This window comes from Mycolicibacterium palauense (assembly GCF_002592005.1).
GTDB classification, from domain to species: domain Bacteria; phylum Actinomycetota; class Actinomycetes; order Mycobacteriales; family Mycobacteriaceae; genus Mycobacterium; species Mycobacterium palauense.
Map to the genome: position 1 here is coordinate 1 of NZ_NVQF01000075.1, position 21,270 is coordinate 21,270.

20 protein-coding genes and 1 pseudogene are annotated in these 21,270 nt (G+C 64.9%); 12 read left to right on the forward strand and 9 right to left on the reverse strand.

Translation table 11 applies throughout. The features are described from left to right. The coding region (locus tag CSR00_RS23140) for a transposase (RefSeq protein WP_245906149.1) at nt 1–207 on the reverse strand (207 nt) is incomplete at its 3' end. A gap of 347 nt (nt 208–554) precedes the next feature. Between CSR00_RS23140 and CSR00_RS30310 the strand changes: the two genes are divergently transcribed. Then, a complete protein-coding gene (locus CSR00_RS30310) occupies nt 555–1,103 on the forward strand; it encodes a hypothetical protein (RefSeq protein WP_141564448.1) in 549 nt (182 codons plus the stop codon). A gap of 656 nt (nt 1,104–1,759) precedes the next feature. Here CSR00_RS30310 and CSR00_RS23145 read toward each other — a convergent pair. Beyond that, nucleotides 1,760–2,425 carry a L,D-transpeptidase family protein gene (locus CSR00_RS23145; RefSeq protein ID WP_099024766.1) on the reverse strand — a complete coding sequence of 222 codons (666 nt, stop codon included), beginning with the start codon at nt 2,423–2,425 and terminating at the stop codon, nt 1,760–1,762. A 188-nt stretch (nt 2,426–2,613) separates the two neighbouring features. Here CSR00_RS23145 and CSR00_RS30315 point away from each other — a divergent pair, with 188 nt between their 5' ends. From CSR00_RS30315 to CSR00_RS23150, 4 genes and pseudogenes are all read left to right on the forward strand, one after another. Beyond that, a complete protein-coding gene (locus CSR00_RS30315; protein ID WP_141564449.1) occupies nt 2,614–3,159 on the forward strand; it encodes a hypothetical protein in 546 nt (181 codons plus the stop codon). A gap of 1,268 nt (nt 3,160–4,427) precedes the next feature. Further along, nucleotides 4,428–5,012: pseudogene (locus CSR00_RS31840) on the forward strand (DUF5632 domain-containing protein); the annotation flags it as partial. 42 nt (nt 5,013–5,054) lie between these two features. Beyond that, nucleotides 5,055–5,468 carry a DUF5631 domain-containing protein gene (locus tag CSR00_RS31365; protein WP_141564450.1) on the forward strand — a complete coding sequence of 138 codons (414 nt, stop codon included), beginning with the start codon at nt 5,055–5,057 and terminating at the stop codon, nt 5,466–5,468. After that, nucleotides 5,465–6,484: a hypothetical protein gene (locus CSR00_RS23150; protein WP_099024767.1), complete on the forward strand. Its 1,020-nt coding sequence runs from the start codon at nt 5,465–5,467 to the stop codon at nt 6,482–6,484. The genes CSR00_RS31365 and CSR00_RS23150 overlap by 4 nt, the downstream gene beginning before the upstream one ends. Nucleotides 6,485–6,957: 473 nt before the next feature. Here the strand turns inward: CSR00_RS23150 and CSR00_RS23155 are convergent, their stop codons facing one another. Next, nucleotides 6,958–7,212 carry a hypothetical protein gene (locus tag CSR00_RS23155; RefSeq protein ID WP_141564451.1) on the reverse strand — a complete coding sequence of 85 codons (255 nt, stop codon included), beginning with the start codon at nt 7,210–7,212 and terminating at the stop codon, nt 6,958–6,960. A 453-nt stretch (nt 7,213–7,665) separates the two neighbouring features. On the opposite strand from CSR00_RS23155, the gene CSR00_RS23165 reads away from it, so the two are divergent. The 4 genes from CSR00_RS23165 (at nt 7,666) to CSR00_RS23180 (ending at nt 12,135) form a co-directional block, all read left to right on the forward strand. Then, entirely contained in the window at nt 7,666–7,881 is a 216-nt protein-coding gene (locus tag CSR00_RS23165; RefSeq protein ID WP_099024770.1) for a hypothetical protein, read from the forward strand. 136 nt (nt 7,882–8,017) lie between these two features. Then, nucleotides 8,018–10,318, forward strand: coding sequence for a TPR repeat domain-containing protein (locus tag CSR00_RS23170; RefSeq protein WP_099024771.1), 2,301 nt, complete (start codon nt 8,018–8,020; stop codon nt 10,316–10,318). A gap of 152 nt (nt 10,319–10,470) precedes the next feature. Continuing rightward, nucleotides 10,471–11,262 (forward strand): hypothetical protein, encoded by a 792-nt coding sequence (locus CSR00_RS30325; protein ID WP_141564452.1) that lies wholly within the window; start codon nt 10,471–10,473, stop codon nt 11,260–11,262. A gap of 177 nt (nt 11,263–11,439) precedes the next feature. Then, on the forward strand, nt 11,440–12,135 hold the full coding sequence (locus CSR00_RS23180) for a hypothetical protein (protein WP_245906432.1): 696 nt from the start codon (nt 11,440–11,442) through the stop codon (nt 12,133–12,135). Nucleotides 12,136–12,293: 158 nt separating this feature from the next. Here the strand turns inward: CSR00_RS23180 and CSR00_RS23185 are convergent, their stop codons facing one another. From CSR00_RS23185 to CSR00_RS23195, 3 genes are read right to left on the reverse strand one after another with little or no spacing between them, the layout of a single operon-like run. Beyond that, nucleotides 12,294–12,599, reverse strand: a complete 306-nt coding sequence (locus tag CSR00_RS23185) for a hypothetical protein (protein WP_141564453.1) — start codon at nt 12,597–12,599, stop codon at nt 12,294–12,296. Nucleotides 12,600–12,610: 11 nt separating this feature from the next. Further along, nucleotides 12,611–12,922, reverse strand: coding sequence for a hypothetical protein (locus CSR00_RS23190; protein WP_141564454.1), 312 nt, complete (start codon nt 12,920–12,922; stop codon nt 12,611–12,613). A gap of 20 nt (nt 12,923–12,942) precedes the next feature. Beyond that, a complete protein-coding gene (locus tag CSR00_RS23195; RefSeq protein ID WP_141564455.1) occupies nt 12,943–14,349 on the reverse strand; it encodes an Rv0964c family protein in 1,407 nt (468 codons plus the stop codon). 113 nt (nt 14,350–14,462) lie between these two features. Between CSR00_RS23195 and CSR00_RS23200 the strand changes: the two genes are divergently transcribed. After that, complete coding sequence (locus CSR00_RS23200; RefSeq protein ID WP_099024776.1) at nt 14,463–15,953, forward strand: bifunctional phosphatase PAP2/diacylglycerol kinase family protein; 1,491 nt, start codon at nt 14,463–14,465, stop codon at nt 15,951–15,953. Here CSR00_RS23200 and CSR00_RS23205 read toward each other — a convergent pair. Further along, nucleotides 15,907–16,578 (reverse strand): phosphatase PAP2 family protein, encoded by a 672-nt coding sequence (locus CSR00_RS23205; RefSeq protein WP_099024789.1) that lies wholly within the window; start codon nt 16,576–16,578, stop codon nt 15,907–15,909. The genes CSR00_RS23200 and CSR00_RS23205 overlap by 47 nt on opposite strands. A 105-nt stretch (nt 16,579–16,683) precedes the next feature. Here CSR00_RS23205 and CSR00_RS23210 point away from each other — a divergent pair, with 105 nt between their 5' ends. Next, nucleotides 16,684–18,354 (forward strand): purine-cytosine permease family protein, encoded by a 1,671-nt coding sequence (locus tag CSR00_RS23210; protein ID WP_099024777.1) that lies wholly within the window; start codon nt 16,684–16,686, stop codon nt 18,352–18,354. Here CSR00_RS23210 and CSR00_RS23215 read toward each other — a convergent pair. Beyond that, nucleotides 18,351–19,823: an HNH endonuclease signature motif containing protein gene (locus CSR00_RS23215; RefSeq protein ID WP_245906434.1), complete on the reverse strand. Its 1,473-nt coding sequence runs from the start codon at nt 19,821–19,823 to the stop codon at nt 18,351–18,353. The two genes, CSR00_RS23210 and CSR00_RS23215, sit on opposite strands and share 4 nt — an antisense overlap. A gap of 75 nt (nt 19,824–19,898) precedes the next feature. On the opposite strand from CSR00_RS23215, the gene CSR00_RS23220 reads away from it, so the two are divergent. Then, nucleotides 19,899–20,486, forward strand: coding sequence for a class I SAM-dependent methyltransferase (locus tag CSR00_RS23220; protein ID WP_245906442.1), 588 nt, complete (start codon nt 19,899–19,901; stop codon nt 20,484–20,486). A gap of 1 nt (nt 20,487) precedes the next feature. Here the strand turns inward: CSR00_RS23220 and CSR00_RS23225 are convergent, their stop codons facing one another. After that, nucleotides 20,488–21,255, reverse strand: coding sequence for a trans-aconitate 2-methyltransferase (locus CSR00_RS23225; protein WP_099024779.1), 768 nt, complete (start codon nt 21,253–21,255; stop codon nt 20,488–20,490). Between the last annotated feature and the right edge of the window lie 15 nt (nt 21,256–21,270).

Sequence of the window (21,270 nt, forward strand, 5' to 3'; positions counted from 1 at the left end):
CCAGCGCAGATGCCGTTCGGCCACCGACTGCCAAGCACCGAACTGCTCGGGCAGATCACGCCACGGAGATCCGGTGCGATAACGCCAGATAATGCCTTCCAACGTGCGCCGATGATCATTCCAGGGACGACCGCGCCGCCGCCCCGAGGGCATCAACGGCTCGATCAACGACCACAAATCATCAGAAATCACATCAGCCCGGATCACCTGAACAGCATCAAGCACAACACCATTCACATTAAGCAGACACGCCCTAGACAAGAACCCGCGAGACCCTCCGCATTGGCCAGCGAGATTCAGGACCTGACCACCCTCTGGCCGCGGATTACTCTCCGCCAGGTATCCGACGACCAGCAGGGGAAGCTGCGGGAGGAACTCAATGGTTCGTCAGGCCTATGGGACTCAATCCAGACGACGTGCAAGTGATTGCGGCTCCGTAGTTCAGAGCACAACACACGCGCCCGATTTCGGTAACACGACTACCTCTTCGGTCACATCTCCGCATTTCTCCGGAGTGACTAGCGGCTGGGTGGCACCCGGATAACATTCGACACATGTCGAACCAGCCTTATGGCTCACCGTCCTCCGCGCCCTGGCCGCCCTATGGTCCGCCACCGGGACCTCGGGCACCGCGCTGGCTGCTCGTAGTCGTCGCAATTTCGACCCTTGCCGGTGTCGCGGGATTGGTGTTCGGCGTATTGGGGTTCGCCCGCTCAGGTTCGAGTTCAGGTGGCGAGCAGCAGTATTCGACAACGGAAGTAGCGGCCGCGAAGAGCGCGGTCTGCGATGCCTTCGCGGCTGCCACCAATATGATCTCGGTCGACAAAGGGCGTGCCGCGAATTTTCCCCCCGGGACACCCGAGAACCTGCCAGTGCGAGTCAATACGCGACTTGGACTCGAAGTCGCGTCGAACTACGTCCGGTCGACGCTGGACGACAACCCGCCAACACCGACTGACATCGCAATGAAGATCAAACAGCTATCGAATCTCTGGCACCTTGTCACCATTGAACAGATCGCCAACGCCGATGACGCGAAGCTGGATGCCGCATATGACGAGTCCACAAGGTTGTGGAAAGAGATCGCGGACGCCTGCAAATGACGCGCATTCCGTTCGCCGTGCACCACCATGGATAGCATTCGCCCATGACGAACCAGCCGCATAGTCCACCACCGTCAGCGCCCTGGCCTCCCTACGGTCCGCCGCCTGGGCCTCGGGTACCGCACTGGCTGCTGGCAGTTGTGGCGGTGGCGACTGTCGTTGGCGTGGCGGGCTTAGCGTTTGGGGCACTGGGGTTCGCGCGCTCAGGTTCGAATTCAACCGGTGAGTCGGGGGCCCAGGACAGTCAGTCTGAGACTGCCGCCCACTACACGCCGAAACAAGTCAGCAATGCGAAGCGTGAACTTTGCGAGGTGCACCTCAGCATCGCGAATGCCTTCGCGCTTCAGGACAAACGCCGGGATATGTACCCACCCAGCGACCCGATATATATCCATCAATTCTATTGAATTCGAGGATTCTTTTTTCGACAAGTGCAGAACGCCTCCAACTCGCACTATCCGAAAATCCCGCCGCGCCCAAAGGCATCGCCGATCCGACCATGCGGATTGCATCGGCCTGGACACAGATCGTCATCGATCAAATTGGCGAATTGCCGACCAGTCAAATCGATCGAAAGATCAAGGATACCGCGGACCTGTGGAATCCACTTCTAGACGACTACAAGTAAGTTGCCGCCCTGCGTTAGGAAAGGCCAGCTACTTCGCAATCGCGATCAGCGCCCCCGGCCGCAGCCACTGCATGATCTTCACCAGCGTGGCGTCGTCGATGGCCACACAGCCGGCCGTGGCACCACCGTCGGTCGTGTGTACGAAGAAGGCCCCGCCCTTGCCGGGGATGCGCTCTTTGTTGACTCCCATCACGACAGCGTGGGCGTACTGCGGGATGTCGAGGTTCTCGGTGCCGTCGGACAGGGACGTGCTGAACGGGCATTCGTTCTTCTTGCACACCTGCATGGTGTTGTAGGTCGGGCTCTTCATGTCGCCGTCCCACCAGTGATCCGGCGTCACCTGGACATACTGCAGTCCGCTGCCGGGGTTGGGTTGCGTGCCGAAGGCGAAGTCGAGGGTGTAGATCCCCATCGGGGTCATCATCGAGCCGTCGTAGTGATTCGGGGACATGCCCTTGGCGCCGATCTTCGCCGGGATCCCGGAGCCGACCGGCTGCCAGCCCGACGTCGTGCGCTGCCAGACGTCCATCTTGGCGTCCGAACCACCGGTACCCACGACTGAGATCACCTGGGTGGCGTTACCGACACGGTTGGCGAACCAGGGGACATTCTCGGCGCTGCTGGGTACGGCCAAGACAAGGGTGAGCACCGCCGAGCAGGCAGCAAGGACCACCATGCTCACGAGTCGGCGCATCACCCAATGGTCTGAGGAGCCTCGCCGACGGTCAAGTCAAGGTTTGGACACGATCTCTGCGGCTACGAGATGCTGCGGTTGTACAACAAGTGCTTAGCCTGCCCTGACTGCGACGACCTAGGACTTGCGAGTTCGACCGGTCGCCTCGGGTGAATAGCGCAATGGCGAACGGAAGATACCATCGGCATATGTCGAATCATCCGTACGGCATGGTGCCGCCCGGACAACAGCCCTGGGCGCAACCGAGTTCGCTGACATCGCGCGGAACCTCAAGATGGCCAGTCTCCGTGGTCGGCGCGCTCGCGGTTCTGGCGTTGGCCATCGCAGTCGTCGCGCTTTTCCGGCCGTCGCCTTCGCCCAACACCGATTTATTGACGTATAGCGCCGATCAAATTGAAAATGCAAACCAAGAGATGTGTGACGCACATAAAAAGGTGTCAGATACATTCGCAATAAACGATAAACGCGCTGCGGCATACCCTCCCGGAGATCCGAACTATCTAATAGTTGGCCTGAACTCTCGAATACTCTTACTCACCGGCGCGGACTACCTACTCTTTGTACTCGATCAGAATCCCGCCACCTCAAAGGACATGGCCGAAGGAACACGTCGGCTAGCATCAATGTGGATGAATATTGTTCTTGACCAGATTGCAGATACCCCTCTAGAGGATATCAACAAGAGTTTCGACCAGACCAAAGATATCTGGAAACCGATACTGGACGGTTGTTGATCGTGGATCTTCCACCCGGAGAGTGGTCGTTTCTGCTCGTAGGACCACAGTGGCCCAGCCTCACGTCGGTCGAGGCACTGCGCGGTGCGAGCAGTAACCGAAAAGCGATTTATACCGGATTCGACGAATACTCCAGAATTCTCCAGTCAATTCGAAATGGACCATTGGCCGAACTATCTGGCGCAACGGCCGACGCGGCGCGAGAAGCCTTCACGCTGGGTGAAAAGGTCGCAAACGAGTTCGCCGCCAAAAACGAGACAAAAGGCACTTCGTATTCCAACTCGGTGAATCATACGAACAGCCTTCGGGAGCAGCTAACTCACATATCGAACAACGGGAACCAGAAGATCCACGATATTCTGGCGTCCAACAAGGCCAACGCGGTCAAGGCTGCGATGATCACGACTGCTATTCTTGACGCTCAATCACAGGCAAACTCGGCGATGGCGACCCAGATCGAAAACGTTCGTGGCGAAATACAAAAGGTTCTACACGCTTCGGGGATTGATGCATCTGCTACCGAATTCGCGTCTTCGAACGGCAAGAGTTTTCCGTCTGCGCAGGTTACACAGAGCCGCGAGAATGTTAACGCACAAGTAGATTCAATGCTCCAAGCGACTGATTCAACAGGCGGTACGTCCGTTCCGTCGGAACAACCCATCGCTGCACCAGGCGACCCGGCCCCGTCACCCGCCGGCTCAATAGCTGGAACAACGACACCGGAACCACCAGATGTCGAGACACCTGAAACGGGCGCAGAGCCGGTCGGTGTGCTTTCTGGCACCCCTGGCAGCACAGGGCCACCAGCCACCCAGCCAGAGGGCAGTGCCGGCCCCATCGGCCCAACAACGGTTACGAGCGCTACACCGCCACCGGCTAAGCCAACCCCGGCAGGAACTGTCGGGGCGCCTGCGGTCGGCAACGGTGGCGTCCCCGGCTCCGTCACCCCCACTGGACCTGGGGGCGTCCCTGCAAACGCTGGGGCCTCGGCTACCGCCACAAGCTCGGCGGCGGGACCTCCGATTCCACCCGGAATCCAGGGCACACCCACACCGTCGTCCCAGGGCCCCTCATTACCTCCGGAAGCGCTAACCCCGAAGGGCCTAGCTGAGAACTTCAATCGGGGCATGGATTCTGGCGCACCATTCGCTAATCCCGGCGGCGTCACCAACGCGCCTCAGACGTACACGCCGGGAACCAACCCATTGACTGCGCCCTATTCAGGAGGATCTACGGCGCCTTCCAGCGGAGCTGGAACCGTGGCGGACATGGCCCACTCGTCAACTCAGCCAGCGCCGACAACACCGACTTCGTCAGCGCCGACCGCTTCGCCGACATCGGCTACGCCAACCACAACTCCAGGCCCCACCGGGAGTGCGCTGTCGGCTGGGCCCACGAGCCAGGGACCACTCCCCGCCTACGGTGCCGACCTCCGCCCGCCGACCGCAACCTCACCGGCCGCACCGGGGCCCGCCAGTTCCGCACCATCGTCGGCCCCGCCACCCACGAACCCCGCAGGATCGCAGCCAGGAAACCCCGCTGCGCAAACACCCCTCGTCAGATCGACAGGTGGCCCTATTCCGGGGCAGCCGGCCTCAGCAACCGGAACCGGAAGCGGTGCTCTAACAGCGACTACCGCGGGCGCGGTTGCGGGCGCCCTCTCGGCTCAAGCTGTTGCCCAAGAACGCCTCAAGCTACTCCTGGATTTCGTCGCCATCCAGGAGCCCAACCTCAACTGGGCGATCGGGGATAAGACGGATGGCACGACGTTACTGGTAACTGACCTTGCATCCGGCTGGATTCCGCCCCACGTCGATATCCCTACTGGCGTCAACCTCTTGCCCCCGGCCGACCGCCGCAACGACATCCTTACGTTGCTCGGCGAGACTAGCGCAATGGCGGCCTATGAACCGGTCCACTACATCCCCGATGCCGATGGGCTCGGCGAAGTGACCACTTCCATTCGCGCCCGCGACACCGACGAAGTAGGCGATCTCAGATGGGAGCTGGCTCAAGCGACCAACTGGCGGGACGGGCTCCCACGAATCGCTCATACCCTCGCCAAAGCCGCTTTGGCCGGTAGCGGGATCCTTGAAGTTGAGAAGGAGCAATTGCGTGGACTCCTTCAGTCAGCCGCAGACGACGTGCTCGACACATACCCCGATGAAGTCGATGCCGGCCGTGTTGGTAACTGGCAACTCCTAGCAACGATTAGCGCCCTTGCAGCAGGCGAAAAGACGAACGCACATTATCATTTCGCCTGGTTCGAAGCCCTAACCCTCACAAGCCAAGGCGCGGAGGCCCCATGAGCGACATCAGCGTGCTGATTGCAGAGATCCAGCACTATCTTCAAGCCATAGGCCAGAATGTCTCTGCGCCCATGATCTCCTCCGACATGGTCATCACAGGAACCAGCCCGCTCGAACAGGCATTGGCCATTTTGAACCTTGCCGCCAATGCAAGCGATCCGCAGGACAACACCACCGCCACCACTCAGCAGGCAGAACGCAGCGCCGGTCTCAGCGGTGCCGCCGCCGGGTTCGCTGCCAACGAAGAACAGTCGGCAGCCCAGCTTGGCCAGGTCGCCGGCGAAGGCGGACAGCAGGTTGCCCAGCAGGGCGCCGACCAGGCTTCGCAGATGGCCCAACAGATTCCGCAGATGATCTCCGGACTCGCGGGCGGCATCGCCGGAGCCCTCGGCGGCGCCATGCAACCGTTGATGCAGATCCCGCAGCAGTTGGGACAGGCAGCGCAGGGGCTCATGCAGACGGGCATGGGCGCCATGCAGCAGATGGGCGGCACGCTGGCGGCCGAACCGATCGACCAGGCAGCACTTGATGCCGCCGGATTGGACCCTTACGGAGCCGATTTAGGTGAAGGCGCCGGGGGTGGTGGCGGATCCGCCGGCGGTGGGGGTGGCGGCACTTCACCGAGCGCGATGCTCGGCCCACCCGCCACTCCGATCGGGGGCACTGTGCCGACGGCGGGCCGCGCCGCGGCGCTGGCGGTCGCGCCGGCCGCAGCGGCTCAGACCACCGCCCCCATGATGGGCGGTGGCGGCATGGGCATGATTCCCCCCGGCATGATGCACGGCCTGGCCGGTCAGGGCGGTGGAGAAGGCAAGGACGCCAAGACCGACACGAAACGCGTCGTCCCACCGACTGTGAGGAACGGCGCGCCGATCCAGGGGCGCCTCACCGTGCCTCCGACTCCCCCTGTCACCAAGAACGAGAACAAGACCGACGATGAGGTGAAGCCCATCGCCACACGGCGGATCATCGTGCCGGGGCCGAAGTCGGATGGGCCCGACAAGTCGGGAACCTGAGGTGTGTACCCCCGCCGGATGCTATTCCGGTGCCACCCAGGCCGTCAGCTACGGCGGCTCCGAACCACCGAGTTCGGTCGGCCATCACCCGCCGCGATGAGGCGAAAGTCGTTCATGATCATCACCGCCACTGTGGCGGTACTGATCACAGCGAGCGCAATAGTATTGCTGGTCCTTGCCAGAGGGGCAGATGACTCGTGTCGGAGTGCTCGCGCGATGATCGACTACAACAACGAGTTCAACCACCGGATGGCCACCGCAACCGGCTTTGACAATCCCGACCCACCCGCCGGCGACGACTACGCGGAGTGGGCGGACCACCTCGGCCAACTCGCAGAGGCCATCACTCAGCCAGCACTATCCGATCACGCTCATCGCGCAGCGGACCTCGCACATCAGGCGTCGGCGATTGCGAGTCGCAGCCTCGCTGAAAGCCCTCCGAGCCCAGGCAAACAACCAGATTGGGTCGCGGACTACGCAAGAATTGACCAATCTTTCCGCGACGAACTTGAGGCATTGGACACTGCTTGTCCTACCTGACTGCTGATTTCGATTCCCTCCACAATCACCGCCGTCACCGCCATCCGCGCGATCCCTGTGAACCCACTCCTGGAGGTGATGACGACTAGCGAGACACCGACGATCAGGAGCGTGACCAGTGCAATCTTGCCCAACAGAATCTGCATCGGCGCCCCGTCGACATTTGTGGTGTCGCGGGGAAACAGCACGTCCTGTCAGGTTGGTGAATGCGCCGCCACGGTGACTTGTATCCATCCGTGCGGTGAGCGAGTATCTCGTTTAGCTGGTCGGGGTTCGTGGAGGTGCAGGGTGGGAGCTAAGCCTCAATGACGTGCGCGAGTGGGAACCTGCCTCGATCACCGAGGTATCCGAAGCGTTGGGCACAAGACTGAGAGCGCCATGACCACTACTGACTATCGCTTCGCCCCGTCTGTCGCAGCCCCATCTGGAATCCTGGGCGGGCTACTCGCCGCGTTGGCCGCCGTCGGTTGGGAGTTCGTGTGGCCCGCTATCGCCGTGCTGTTCGTCTGCGGGCTCATCGTTTTCGCGACCATGCGCCGCAGAGGCGGCGAACCTCGGCTCTGGCGACCTGTGCTGGCGACGTCGTTCACGACCGTCAGCGCGGTCGCGGCAGTGTGGGGCCTAGTCAGCGGGGCGGCGGTATGACCAGCTACCGGCCGGACTGGCTTTGGCAGACGCTGGGCCTGATGGCCGGTGTTGTCCCGGCAATCTTCGCCGCGTATGCCTTCGTCGTCGGCATCGTCCTCTACGCCGCCGTCGCCGGGCTGCTGATGCTCATCCCGAGGATTCGTCCCTTCGCCTACGGGATGCTGTGCTCGCTGTTGATCCTCCCCGGCATCACCCTCGGCCTCCTCTAGGGTTCAGCCCGACGACGAGCCCAGTGGGACGCAGCAACTGCCACGGGGTGACTTGTATCCGTCCGCGCGGTGAGCAAGTATCTCGGTAGCTGTTCCGGTTTCGTGGAGGTGCAGGGTGGGGCTAAGCCTCAATGACGTGCGCGAGTGGGACCCTGCCTCAATCACCGCAGTATCCGACGCCGCCACCAGCCGCGCCTCCGACACCCGTTCGGTGTCCGACGCCTTGGGCACCGAGATCGACTCGGTGACCTGGGAGGGCTTCGCCGCCGACGCAGCGCGCAAGAAGATGTCGGCGATCCGCGACGACCTCAACAGCCACGCCGCCGAGTGTGAGCACGTCGGCCAAGTCACCGCGCACTCCGCGGACATGCTGCGCCAGGTCCGGTCCAACCTGCAGAACATCGCCGACTACGCCGCGGCCAACGACCTGCACATCGACTACGCCACCGGCGAAGTCTCGTTCGACGCACCCCCAGGCATGACACAGGCCGAAATCGATCGCAAGGTCCAGCAGGCCCACGAAGTCAGCCAAAAGCTCGATGAAGTGGTCGAAGACGCCGGAAAAGTCGACGACTACCTCGCCGACGGACTCGACAACAAGATCGGTGGGTCCGACGACAGCCAAGGCGACGACCCGGCGGGCGCGCTCGGCGATGACGAAGCCGCCAAGAGCGAGGACGACAAGAAGAAGAACGACATAGACCAGGCAGAGGCCGTCGGCGCCGCCGACGGCGAATCCCTGTCCGACGGCCAACTTGACGCGGACGAATCACAACGCCTGTCCGAAGCCACCGACCTGAGCCCCGAGGAGAAGGCGGCGCTCGACAGTGGGGATCTCGGCATCTCGCCCGAACGCATGGCGTACCTCACCGGACTGTCACATTCCCTCGACGACAAGTCACCGGCCGAGATTCGGGCCATCCTGGAGCGGCTGCCGACGAATGAAGCCCGCGCTGTCTCCGACGCCCTACACCTGGTGGGCAGCGACCGAATCCACACCGACGTCGTCGACCCGAACATCAAGCCCGGGGAGCACGGCTACGTGCCGGCGACCGGCGGCAAGGAAAACCTGCCGCAGAGCATTCAGGACATCTTCGACGCCCCCCTGCGCAATGACCCCAGCGGCGAATGGATCACCAACCCCGATGGGTCCCGCACATGGATGCCGCCGGACTACAACAAGCCCTACAAATACCTCGACGAGTACCGTGACATCGCCAAGATCGCCCAATACGGATATCCGGACCTGCAACGCGGCAGCGCGCTCAACGTTGGAATGCTGGCCGAATCGCAAGAACTCCTGCGCGACTTCCAGAGCGACGTGTGGCCCAACTACGACAATGACTGGGGCCACCAGAACCTCGACCCCACGCTGCAAGAGCTCCTCGTCACCGCATCGAATGATCCGGTTGCCGTCCACGACGCAGTCGCCGCCGTCAACGGCAACCCACCGAATAACCAGTTCATCAGCGATCTGTACCGTCATGACTGGGCCGACGACGGGACCGCGGCCGGCTCGCTTTTCCCCAACGTCACCGACACATCCGTGCGTGCCGGTGAGACGATGCACGCCTTCGACGCCTACGCGGGCCAGCACTACCAAGAATTGCTCAACATGGCGGGCACCCAGTCGTTGGGCGAGGTCAATCCCGAGCTGGTGCACGCGCTTGGAGCCGCAAACGTTCCCTACATCGACGACATGGCCGGCTACAACCTCGACGGCACCAGCGGCTTTGATCCGCTCGACACCGGAGCGAACGCCAACAACATGCGTGGCCTCTTCGCCGTCATCGACTCCGACGAGGCTGCGGGCGATCACTTCAACCAGGCTGCTGCCAACGTCGCCAAGGCGTATGTAGCCGACTACTCCCAAGGCCTTGCCCACGGAGAGATCCCCAACGGGGAAGCTCTCCAGGCCGCCGGCAAGCTACAGGGCTCGATGGACATGGGCGAGTACATTCATCAACTCGACTCCGGCAAGGACAAGTACGAAGCGTCTTATGCCGCGTGGGAGAAGAACGCTGAGTGGTTCGACGCCGCCCACGACACTGCCGAGGCGATACCGCGACTGCAGGAAGCCGTCAATATCTATGACGCCTTGCCCGGTGATCCGCTGCGTGACTTGTTTGTTGGCGATCCTCCAACTCCCGGCACAATGACACCGATGCAGCTACGTGATATGGACGACATGACGAAAACGATCGCGAGCTATCTGGTTCACGAGAAGGTCGGCGACCTGACCCTCCTAGGTGACGACATAGTGAACGGCGAGCTCGTTGGGGATCCCAACCAGCGGTATGTCGAGAACTATCTATCCGAGATCACAGGCCACAACGAGTTCCCCTACTTGAAGTGGTCCAACGCCTATCAGGCTTCGATCTACGTATCTGAGGGCGAGTTCGACCAGATCAAGCCACCGGAGCGGCGAACGAAATGACACCGCCTACCATGCAGCGTCGTACGGGTACCCGAGTGACGTCGGTTGCAGCTGCCCTGATAGTTCTCATCGCGGCGTGCAGTTCCGCACCCTCCCCGCAGCCGACCTCGCCGGCCCAGCAAACCACGACACAGGAGAAATGGCCAGATGCTTTGAGCGACTTCCGTTTCCAGTGGTCTGCTGAACCAGATATCAACCTGACTTCCGGAGAGCCGGTACCAGTTCGTGCCTACCTGGAATCATGGCTGCTCGTCCGGTATACCAACAATCTCGACGCGGCCTATCCTGGATATGTCCGCGCCACCCCTCCATCCGTCGATGCTGGGGCCGCGGACGTGTTGGAGATCCCATACCAAATCCGCGACATCCGAGGCCTTCGCGCTGCCCGACGTTACTTCGAACCAGGCCAACGCATCTCCGGCAATGAGGAGCTGCATATACTCCATCTGGATCCGCTTGCCGCAGGATTCCGGGCTATAGTCTGCGACGCTACCTACCACGTCTATCGGCAAGCACAAGGCTCGACAGACTTCGTTCCGCTCATGTTCGAGCCAGGACTACCTCCCGGCGATGCACAGAACATGACTGTTCGGCGGATCGATTTCAGTAACCGCGACCCCCGTAGCGGGACTACCAACCCCGCCTCCCCCGCAGAGCCACAGGAAGGTCCGCTACCCGAACCCCGCACCGACGTCTTCGGCCCTTGGTTTGTGACGGGAGCCGAGGAGTTCGCCAGCTGGGACAGCGCTGACCTTGCCAGCGATCAAAGCGGGAGTTCAGGTTCGACGCAATCTCTGAAAGAGGCTCAGGCCGCCGAGAACGCCTTGCGTCAGCAATGCCTCGACCGCTATCCACTCGACGCTGCGGATCGCGACATGCGCGGCAAGACGGTCCTTACCACCGCCCCACCCGTAGAGCCCGCGGTTCCCGGCTGGCCGGAATAGCCGGCGCCGAAGAAAGCAAGCAACGTGAGAGCAGCAGACATAGGGTTCCGCCGCTGCGCATTCGTCGCGGGAGTTATTGCCGTCTCGGCATGCAGCAATAGCCCAGCTCCACAAGATAATCCAACGACGACAGTTGAGACTATCCCGTGGACAGGCCTCGCGGCACAAGACTCCGCAGTGTGGAGCGCGGGGCCAGGTATCGACCTCCTCAGCCAGCCGGCGGTCGCCGTCCGCGCCTACGTGGAGTCCCGCTTCCTCGTCAACGCCAATGCAGACATCGCTTTCGCGTACCCCGGCTTCGAGGCTGCCGTCCCGCCGGACTCGCTGACAGGACCCACGAGCACTCAACAGCGAAGAACATTCAGCCCGTCTCCGGCACCCCATCCCATCGTCGGCACGCAGCGCTACCACCTTCTGCGCACCGTTTCAAACCCGCCGAACCGTCAGACCACCGCCATCGTCTGTGACTACAGCTCGTACACCAGCGCCTACGATTTCGGCGACGGCAACTTCGGTTACCCCAACACCGAGCCGGTCGACCCCGTCGACGGTGTCCGCGTTCTGTGGATAGCCCTACAGCAGGTGCCGGGCGGCACCGAGCTGCCACCTCAAGCCGGGCCGGCACGGTCACCGAAGACCGACGTCTTCGACGGATGGCACATTGTCGGACTCCTGACCAGCCACGCAGGCACCGGCAAGCTCGACTACCCCGACGAATGGCCCACCCAGATCGCCGACGGCCAACTCTGCAGCGACGCCGCCCCCGACCCACCCGACCGCCGCCGGTTCCTACGCGCCGGCGTGCATCCCCGCTCGGACTACCCGACATTGCCGCCCTACCCCGGCTGGCCCGACACCAACCTCATCGGCTGATTCCGGCAGCGCCCAAAGTCACCCCAGGTGTCACCTCAACATCCACGGCGATGCCGTCATCACCGCCATCTTCGCGATACTAGTGAGCCCATTCCGGAAGAGGTGTGTTCGCAGCCTGACCGAAGACCATGTGTTCGTAGTTGCCAGGCTAGCCGAACCTACAGCGGTCCGATGGCGTGAGCCACTGCGATCCCCACACCAATTACTGCCACGGACAATGGAATCGACCACCAGGCGAGCAGCAGACCACGGCCGATCTCGGCCAGTGCACAGCCACGCCGCCGGAGGAACACCGCGACGGCGAGGTCGCTGACCAGGACGGCCAGAATCCATTCGTAGTACCGGAAAGTCCCGACGAAGAGGATCGTCACCGCCAACAGCAACAGCAGAATATTGGCTAGCTCAGCCGCGAAGCCCTTCACGCCCGCCAGCGGCGCCGAAACCGCTGCATCGTCGATAGACAAAGACCCCGCCCTCAGATCAACGCCAGCGCCGCGAACGCCACGCCACCGGCCAGCACGACCATACCGCCGCCTAGTACGGCCATGCCGAGCCCGGCCACACGCGACGTTTCCGAGCGCATCAGCACCTCCGCAACGCCCGCCGAACCGAGGCAGACCGCCAGCGCTGATACCAAGATCAGCATCGCTTCATTCTCCTGACTGTCGAAGACCGCCAGCTTCCCAAGAACCCACAGCACCAACAGCATCACGCCGAGCACTACCGGCACGGCGAGCGGCGCGGACCACATTGCGGCGTTCCAGAATCGGGCGTCTCTGCTACTCACACCCCGAATCGCTGCTCTACTCAAACCTGGGTTCCTGACGTCGGTGGGGCGGGGACGACTGGCGGTTCCGACACCGAGCCGAACTCCGTCGAGGGCTTGGGCGGCCCGGGCACATCGTATTCATCGTTCCGCTCGTTGAACGGCCGGAAGGCCTCACCGCCAAGTCCGATGTCGTGGTGGAACGGCAGATTCGCCGCCGGCCCCCAAGAGCGGCCGGATTGGGCGGGATCGATCAAGACCGTGCGGGTATGGCCGTCGGGATAGTCCTGGTAAACCTCCATCGACGGATAGTCGGTTCGCGTCCCGTCGACGCGCACACCCCCGGCCTGCGGCGTGAAAACCAGGTCGCCGTTGACCGTCCAAGCGTTGTCGCCGAGCGGCCCAGGCGGATTCTTCGAGATCCCCGGCGCGAACGGATTGGCAGCGTCGTACTGGATGCGCACCGATCCGTCCGGCGCCTGCCACACCCGTCCCTCGGGGGATCCCACTTTGACCTGTCCAGGCCCGCCCTCGGGGTTGAGTTCCACAGAGGGGTTCTGCCGCATCACCACGATCCCGTTCTCGTAGTCGATATACGTTGTCACCTTCGTGTTTTCGGGGTCGAAGTTTGGGTCGGCCGTTCGATTGTTGCCGAAATCGCGTTTGAAGGGACCGCTGATGACATCACGCTGTTCGATGAACTGGGACACCCGAACCAATCCTTGACCCGGCACCGGCCGAATCCGGACAACCCGTATCTCCGGAGGGACACCCTGATAGATCGGGTCGAAACTCTCCGGGTTCAACGCATCGGCAGTCGCCCAATCGATATCGCTGCTCGGTGGCCGTCCGAACATCTCCTCGAACGCCTCGGCCGACGCACGCTTGCGCTCGTCGCCGCCACCGGTCACGAATTGCGGGCCGTCCGTGCCGTCCGCGTCGTCCTCGGGTCCGCCCGCGATCGGGTTGTCCAGACCGCGAGCCAGGTGGTCGTCAATGGCGTCCGCGTCTTCGAGTACGTCCCGGAGCTTTCTGCTCACCAGCTGTGCTTGCTGCAATTTCTGCGTGGTCTGTGCCGGTGTCATGCCTGGCTTCTCGTCAAACCAGACATCACCGCTGCCATAGTCGATGTGCAGATCGTTGGCCGCGGCGTAGGACGCGACGTTGGCGAGGTTGAACTTGACCTGGGTCAGCATTGCGGCGGACTGAGCCGTGAGCTTGCTGACGAATTCACATTCGGCGGCATGACGGGCCAGGTCTGACCGAATGGACGTCATGCGTGCCCTGGCCGCGTCGGCTGCGTGCCCCTGCCAATTCACGGCTGTGAGCTCCGCGCCAAGGGCCCTTGATGACCAGCGAGTCTCGGCCGCGCGGACGCTGGCCGCTGTGGAGACCTCCGAAATCGACCCCGGGTCCCATTCTCGCACGTCGACGAGGCTCAACCCCATTTCAGCTCTCCCAGCGCCCACACGAACTCCCTGGCCAGCAACCTACAGCGATCCCGCGCCCGGACAAGTCACCCCGGCCCGGCACGCCCCGCGCGCCCGCTACGTTGGAGCCCATGCGCACCCTCCCCTGGCAACGCACCAAAGGCATCCACCAGATCACCCAGGGGCTGGGGACGCTGGACCGCGAGGTCTTCGAGGCCGTCGCCGATTCCCCCACGCCGCTGCTGGACACGGTGATGCCGCCGCTGACCAGGGCCGCCGACCACTCCAAGCTGTGGTTCGTCCTCGCCGCCGCGCTGGCCGCCTCGGGCAACCCCAAGGCCACCCGCGGCGCCGCCCGCGGTGTGCTCACCCTGGCCGCCACCAGCCTGCTCACCAACCAGCTGGCCAAACGCATCTGGAGGCGCCCCCGTCCCAACCGCACCTCGGTGCCGCTGCCCCGCCAGATCCGCCGCTTCCCCACCTCCAACTCGCTGCCCTCGGGCCACTCGGCCAGCGCCGCCGCGTTCGCCGTCGGTGTCGGCCTGGAGAGCCCGCCGCTGGGCTTCGGGCTGGCCCTGCTGGCCGGCCTGGTGGGGCTGTCCCGGGTGGCGACGGGCGCGCACTACCCGGGTGACGTCATCGCCGGGTTCGGCATCGGCGCGGGCATGGCCGTGCTCGGCGGACGCCTGGTCCCCCCGGTCGTCGAGGCGACCCTGCCGGCCACCGAACCGCTGGTCGTCGACACCCCCGAACGACCCACCGGGCGCGGCGTGGTGCTGGTGGTCAATCCGGCCTCGGGCAGCGGCACCGGCGCCCGGGTGATCGACGAGGTCCACGCCGCGCTTCCCGACGCCGAGATCGTCGAGCTCGGCCCCGACGACGACCCGGGCGCCGAGCTGCGTGACGCCGCCGGGCGCGCCGAGGTGCTGGCGGTCGGCGGCGGCGACGGCACCGTCTCGGCGGCCGCGGCGGTGGCGGTGGATGCGGGCCTGCCACTGGCGGTGTTCCCGGGCGGCACCTTCAACCACTTCGCCAAGGACATCGGCTGCGACACCGTCGCCAAGACCGTCGCCGCCATCCGCGACGGCGAGGTGTCCTGTGTGGACCTGGTGCGCCTCAACGAGACGCACATGATCATCAACACCGCCAGCATCGGCGCCTACCCGATGTTCGTGCAGACCCGGGAGAAGTACGAGCACCGTATCGGCAAGCCGCTGGCGGGCCTCTACGCCATGCTGCACACCCTGCGCCGCGGCCAGCCGGTGCGCATCCGCTACGACAACAAGACGGTGCGGACCTCGCTGTTCTTCCTCGGCAACTCGGTCTACCTGCCTACCGGATTCGCGCCGTCCCGGCGCACCAGGATGGACGACGGACAGCTCGACGTCCGTTTCCTGGAACTCGGCCGCAGGTTCGCCCGCATCCGCATCCTGGTGTCGCTGGCGCTCGGCCGGCTGCAGCGCAGCCCGCTGTATCACGAGCTGCAGGTACCGCAGTTCGCCTTCACCGTCCCCGACGGCCCGACCGCGGTGGCCCGTGACGGCGAGGTCGGCGAGGAACTCGACTCGGTGAGCTTCACCTCGCTGTACCGGGCGCTACCGGTGTTCCGGCCTCGTCCGTGACCGCCGGGACCGGCGGAACCAGCCGCAGGCACAGCAGGTAGTACAGGTAGCCCAGAGCCCATCCGGCGACCACGTCCGACGGGTGGTGCACGTTGAGCGCGACCCGCCCCACCCCGATCGCCAGCACCACCACCGCCCCCAGCATCATCAGCGGTATCCGCCAGCGTGGCCCCACCATCGGCAGGAACACGGTCAACAGCGCCAGCACGCTGACCATCACGCCCAGCGCGTGCCCGGACGGAAACGACGACCCGTAGGCGAAGACCATCTCGGTGGCCGGGCGCGGGCGGTCGGCCAGCCGCTTGGCCACCTCGGTGACCAGGCCGCTGAGCTCCACGCTGATCACCAGGAACAGCGCCGGCTGCAGACGCCGCCGCACCAGCAGCACGACGATCACCACCAGCGCCACGATCCGGAACACCATGGGGCCCAACACGGTGCAGAACAGATGCCAGCCCGTCACCCAGGCCGACGACCCCGCCGCCAGGTTGTCGAAGAAGTTCAGCCACCAGGTGTCGACGGCGCTCAGCCACGCCCAGTTGGCCACATAGCCGATCCACATCGCCGCATACACCACGACGGCCAGTACCGCCAAGGTCGTGAGAACAGTGGCGCGCCGGGGCATCCACCACAGGTACCACACCGCTATTGACTCTCCAGTCAACGCACAGGTTTTCGGCCGGAACATCGTTGTGACAGTGGCGAAACACACCACACCTACCTTCGCGCCATGACCCAGGACGTCAACGACGATTCGGTGCCCGACCAGCGTCTCCTCGACGAGGCGGATCTGGACACGCTGACCGCCACCAAGGAGACGCTGGAGGACTACACGCTGCGCTTCGCCCCGCGCAGCTACCGCAAGTGGTCGACCCGGGTGGTGGGCATCTCCGCGCTCGGTGGCATCGCCTACCTGGCCGACTTCGCGATCGGCGCCAACATCGGCATCGCCTACGGCACCACGAATGCGTTGTGGGGCATCGCGATCTTCGCGGTCGTCATCTTCGCCACCGGGTTCCCGCTGGCCTACTACGCCGCCCGGTACAACATCGACCTGGACCTGATCACCCGCGGCAGCGGCTTCGGCTACTACGGCTCGGTGGTCACCAACGTCATCTTCGCGACGTTCACCTTCATCTTCTTCGCGCTCGAGGGCTCGATCATGGCCCAGGGCCTACAGCTGGGCCTGGGTATCCCGCTGCCGATCGGCTACGCCGCCTCCACACTGATCATCTTCCCGCTGGTCATCTACGGCATGAAGGTGCTCTCCACGCTGCAGGTGTGGACGACGCCGCTGTGGCTGGTGCTGATGGTGCTGCCGTTCGCCTACCTGGTGATCAGCCACCCGGAGTCGGTCAACGCGTTCTTCGCCTACCAGGGCGAGCAGGGCAACGGGGCGACGAACCTGGGTTCGATCCTGCTGGCCGCCGGGGTGTGCCTGTCGCTGATCGCCCAGATCGCCGAGCAGATCGACTATCTGCGCTTCATGCCACCCCGCACGCCGGAGAACTCGCGCAGCTGGTGGACGTGGATGATCCTGGCCGGGCCCGGCTGGGTGATCTTCGGCGCGGCCAAGCAGATCATCGGCCTGTTCCTGGCTGTGTACGTGATCGCCAACGTGGTCGACGGGGCCGGCATCGCCAACCAGCCGGTGCACCAGTTCCTGGAGATCTACCAGAACTTCCTGCCGCCCTGGCTGGCGATGACGCTGGCCGTGGTGCTGGTGGTGATCAGCCAGATCAAGATCAACGTCACCAACGCCTATTCCGGCTCGCTGGCCTGGACGAACTCCTACACCCGGATCACCAAGCACTACCCGGGGCGGCTGGTGTTCCTGGGGGTGAACCTGCTGATCGCGCTGGCGCTGATGGAAGCCAACATGTTCGACTTCCTCAACACCATCCTGGGTTTCTACGCCAACTGCGGTATGGCGTGGGTGGTGGTCGTGGCCTCCGACATCGTGTTCAACAAGTACCTGCTGAAGATCTCGCCGATGAAGCCGGAGTTCCGCCGCGGCATGCTCTACGCCATCAACCCGGTCGGGTTCGGGTCCATGCTGATCGCGGCGGGGGTGTCCATCGTGGCGTTCTTCGGCGGGCTGGGCCCGGCGATCCGACCCTACTCCCCGCTGGTGGCGATCGTGCTGGGGCTGGTGCTGCCGCCGATCCTCGCGGTGGCCACCAAGGGGAGGTACTACCTGCGCCGCACCGACGACGGCATCGACCTGCCGATGTACGACGAGCTGGGCAACCCGTCCGGCGAACACCTCAAATGCCATGTCTGCCATCATGATTTCGAGCGACCCGACATGCTCAGGTGTCAGACGCACGATGCGTTCGTCTGCTCGCTGTGCCTGAGCACCGACAAGGTGGCCGACCACGTCCTGCCGGCGCAGATCTAGAATGGCGGCGGATCCAGGTCGGGGTCGTAGCGCCGCCGCTCCTCGAGCAGCAGCTGGTAGTTGATCCCGCGCTCGTAGGCTTTGCGGGCCGCACGGTCCTGCTCGCGGGTGCGCTGCCTGGTGGGCATCATCAGCCCGCGCCCCGCCGCAACGGGTACGGCCTTCGGGATCACCAGCTTCCCCGTCGGGGCGGCGAGCTGCGGAAACAGCAGCGCACCAAGCGGTTCGGTGGTGTACACGTGCCCGGTCGGGGCAGTCCACCGGATCGACCCGTCGGGCAGCTGTTCGTCACGCCACCCACCCGGACCGACCACGAAGGTCTTCAGCAGGTGATGGTGACGGCAGTACAGCTTGCAGTTCGACGCGTGCGTGGGGCCCAGCGGGTACGGTGCGGTGTGGTCGATGTCGCAGACGTCGACCGGGGCGTCACAGCCGGGGAACCGGCAGGTCAGGTCCCGGTACCGGACGAACGCGGCCAGCGCCGCCGACGGGCGGTAACCCGCCTCCGCAGCGACCTCGCCGGGGTGGGTCAGCGTGCGGAACCGGGTACTGGCCTTGCGGGTGAGGTCGCGCAGCGTCTCCTCGTCGAGGAAACCGAAGCCCGGGATGTAACCCGGCCCCACCGCCTTCTCCTGCGCATCGGCCTGGGCCAGCAGGTGGATCACCACGTTGGTCCCCGTGGCGGCGTCGTCACCGGCGGCCGGACAGTCCGGTTGCCCGCACTCGCACTCCAGCCGCGAGGACCCCGCGGCCAGCGCACCGGTGGCGTCCGCGCGGCGCTGCTCCTTGGTACGGGGATCGTTGGGGCACACCGTGTCGGCGAGCTCGTTGAGCCGGGCGTCGATCGCCAGCGCGTCGGGTGCCCGCAGCGTGCCCCACAGCTCGGCCAGCCCGTCCTGGTCGCGGCCCACGCCGACGCAACGTTCCTGGGCGGCCTTCTTCGGAACCCGCTTCGCGAGCCGGTCGACGGTCAGGACCCAGTAGTCGATGTGGTCGTTGAGCTTGGCGTCGGAGTACTTGTTCCACCGGCCCACCCGCTTGGCCAGCAGCGCGTCGACCCGGGCGGCGTCCTCATCGGAGTCGATCAGGTTGGTGCGCGAGACGATCGCGTCCACCACCCGGTAGCTGGTGTCCCCCGCGGCGAACACCGCCGCCACCCGGGGCAGCCGCTCGGCCAGCGCGGTGGCCACCCGGAGCAGTCCCGAGGCCCGGCCCCGGGTGATCCGCAGTGCCGCGCTGAGTTCGGCGGCGACCTGATCCCAGATGTCGATCTGCCACAGGCCGCGCAGCTCGTCCTCGTCGGGTGGCTGCTGTGCGAGCCGGCGACAGTAGAGCTCGTTGACCGCGGCCAGTTTCCGCGCCATGGTGGCCGACTCGAACCGTGCGGCCGCGCAGACGGCGTCGACCAGGTCCGCATCCGAGCCCGACATCACCGCCTCGACCGTCGGTAAGTCATCCACTTCGAACATAATTGCGATTCTATGTGCCGCCTCCGACAAAATCAGACAAAATCGGGTGACGAAACCGGGTGCCAGAATCTGGGTGTGGACACCTACTGGAACCACAACACCGCCTACCACCCGTGGCTGGTCAGGATCGCCGCCCGGCACCGCGGCGACGTCCTCGACGTCGGCTGCGGGGACGGTCTGCTGGTGCAGCGGCTCGCACCGGTGTCGGCGACGGTGACCGGCATCGACCCGGACGGTGCCGCCGTCGACGCGGCCCGGCGCCGCGCCATCGAGAACGCCGACCTACACCCGGTCACCTTCGACGCATTCACCGCCCCCGACAACAGCTTCGACGTCATCACCTTCGTGGCCAGCCTGCACCACCAGCCGCTGCGGGACGCGCTGACCCACGCCCGCTCGCTCCTGCGGCCCGGCGGGGAACTGGCCGTCGTCGGCCTGTCCGCCACCAGGTCCGTCGCGGACTGGGCCTGGGCCCTGGCCTGCACCCCCGCCGCGCTGGCCGGATCCCGGCTGCACCGCGAGACCCCGGACATCGGCGTCGCCCTGGCCGACCCCGTCGAGAATCTCGCCGGGATCCGCCGCATCGCCCGCGACGTCCTGCCCGGCGCGACGATCCGCCGCGGTCTCTACTACCGGTACCGGCTGCTCTGGCGGAACCGGTAGCTCAGGAACCGACCCGGGCCACCACGAAGATCCGCCGGAACGGGAAGAACGTGCGGCCGTCCGAACCGGCCGGGTAGGCCTCGGCCAGCAGCGGACGGATCTCCGCACGGTAGCGCTGCCACAGCTCCCCCGGCAGCGCCGTCTCGATCTCGGTCAGCGCGGTGCCGGTGATCCAGTCCAGCACCGGATCCTCGCCGTGCAGCTCGTGCACGTAGGTGGTCTCCCAGGCATCGACCGTGCAGCCGGCCGCGGTCAGCGCCTCGGCGTAGCGCACCGGCGCCTGCACGGCCTCCCCGCCGCGGATGTGCACCCCCGCCAGCGCCGCCGCGAAGTCCGGGCGCCCGGCCACCTCGCGCACCGCCCGGTGCGACGGCGCATCGAAGTTGCCCGGCACCTGCATCGCGATCCACGCACCCGCGGGCAGCTCCCCCGCCCAGCGCACCATCAGCTCCAGATGCCCGGGCACCCACTGCAACACCGCGTTGGTGACCACCACGTCGGTGTCCGGGCGCGGGCGCCACGAGCCCACCTCCCCCACCGCCGCGTCCAGCCCCCGGGCCCGCGCCGCCTCGACCATCTCCGGGGAACTGTCCACCGCCTCGATCACCGCGCCGGGCCAGCGCTGCGCCAGCGTCACGGTCAGGTTTCCCGGCCCGCACCCCAGGTCGGCCACCCGCCGCGGCGCGTCCGCCCCGACCCGCGCCAGCAGGTCGAAGAACGGCCGCCCGCGGTGGTCGGAGAAGGCCAGATAGACGTCCGGATTCCACATGCTGTCATCCTCTAT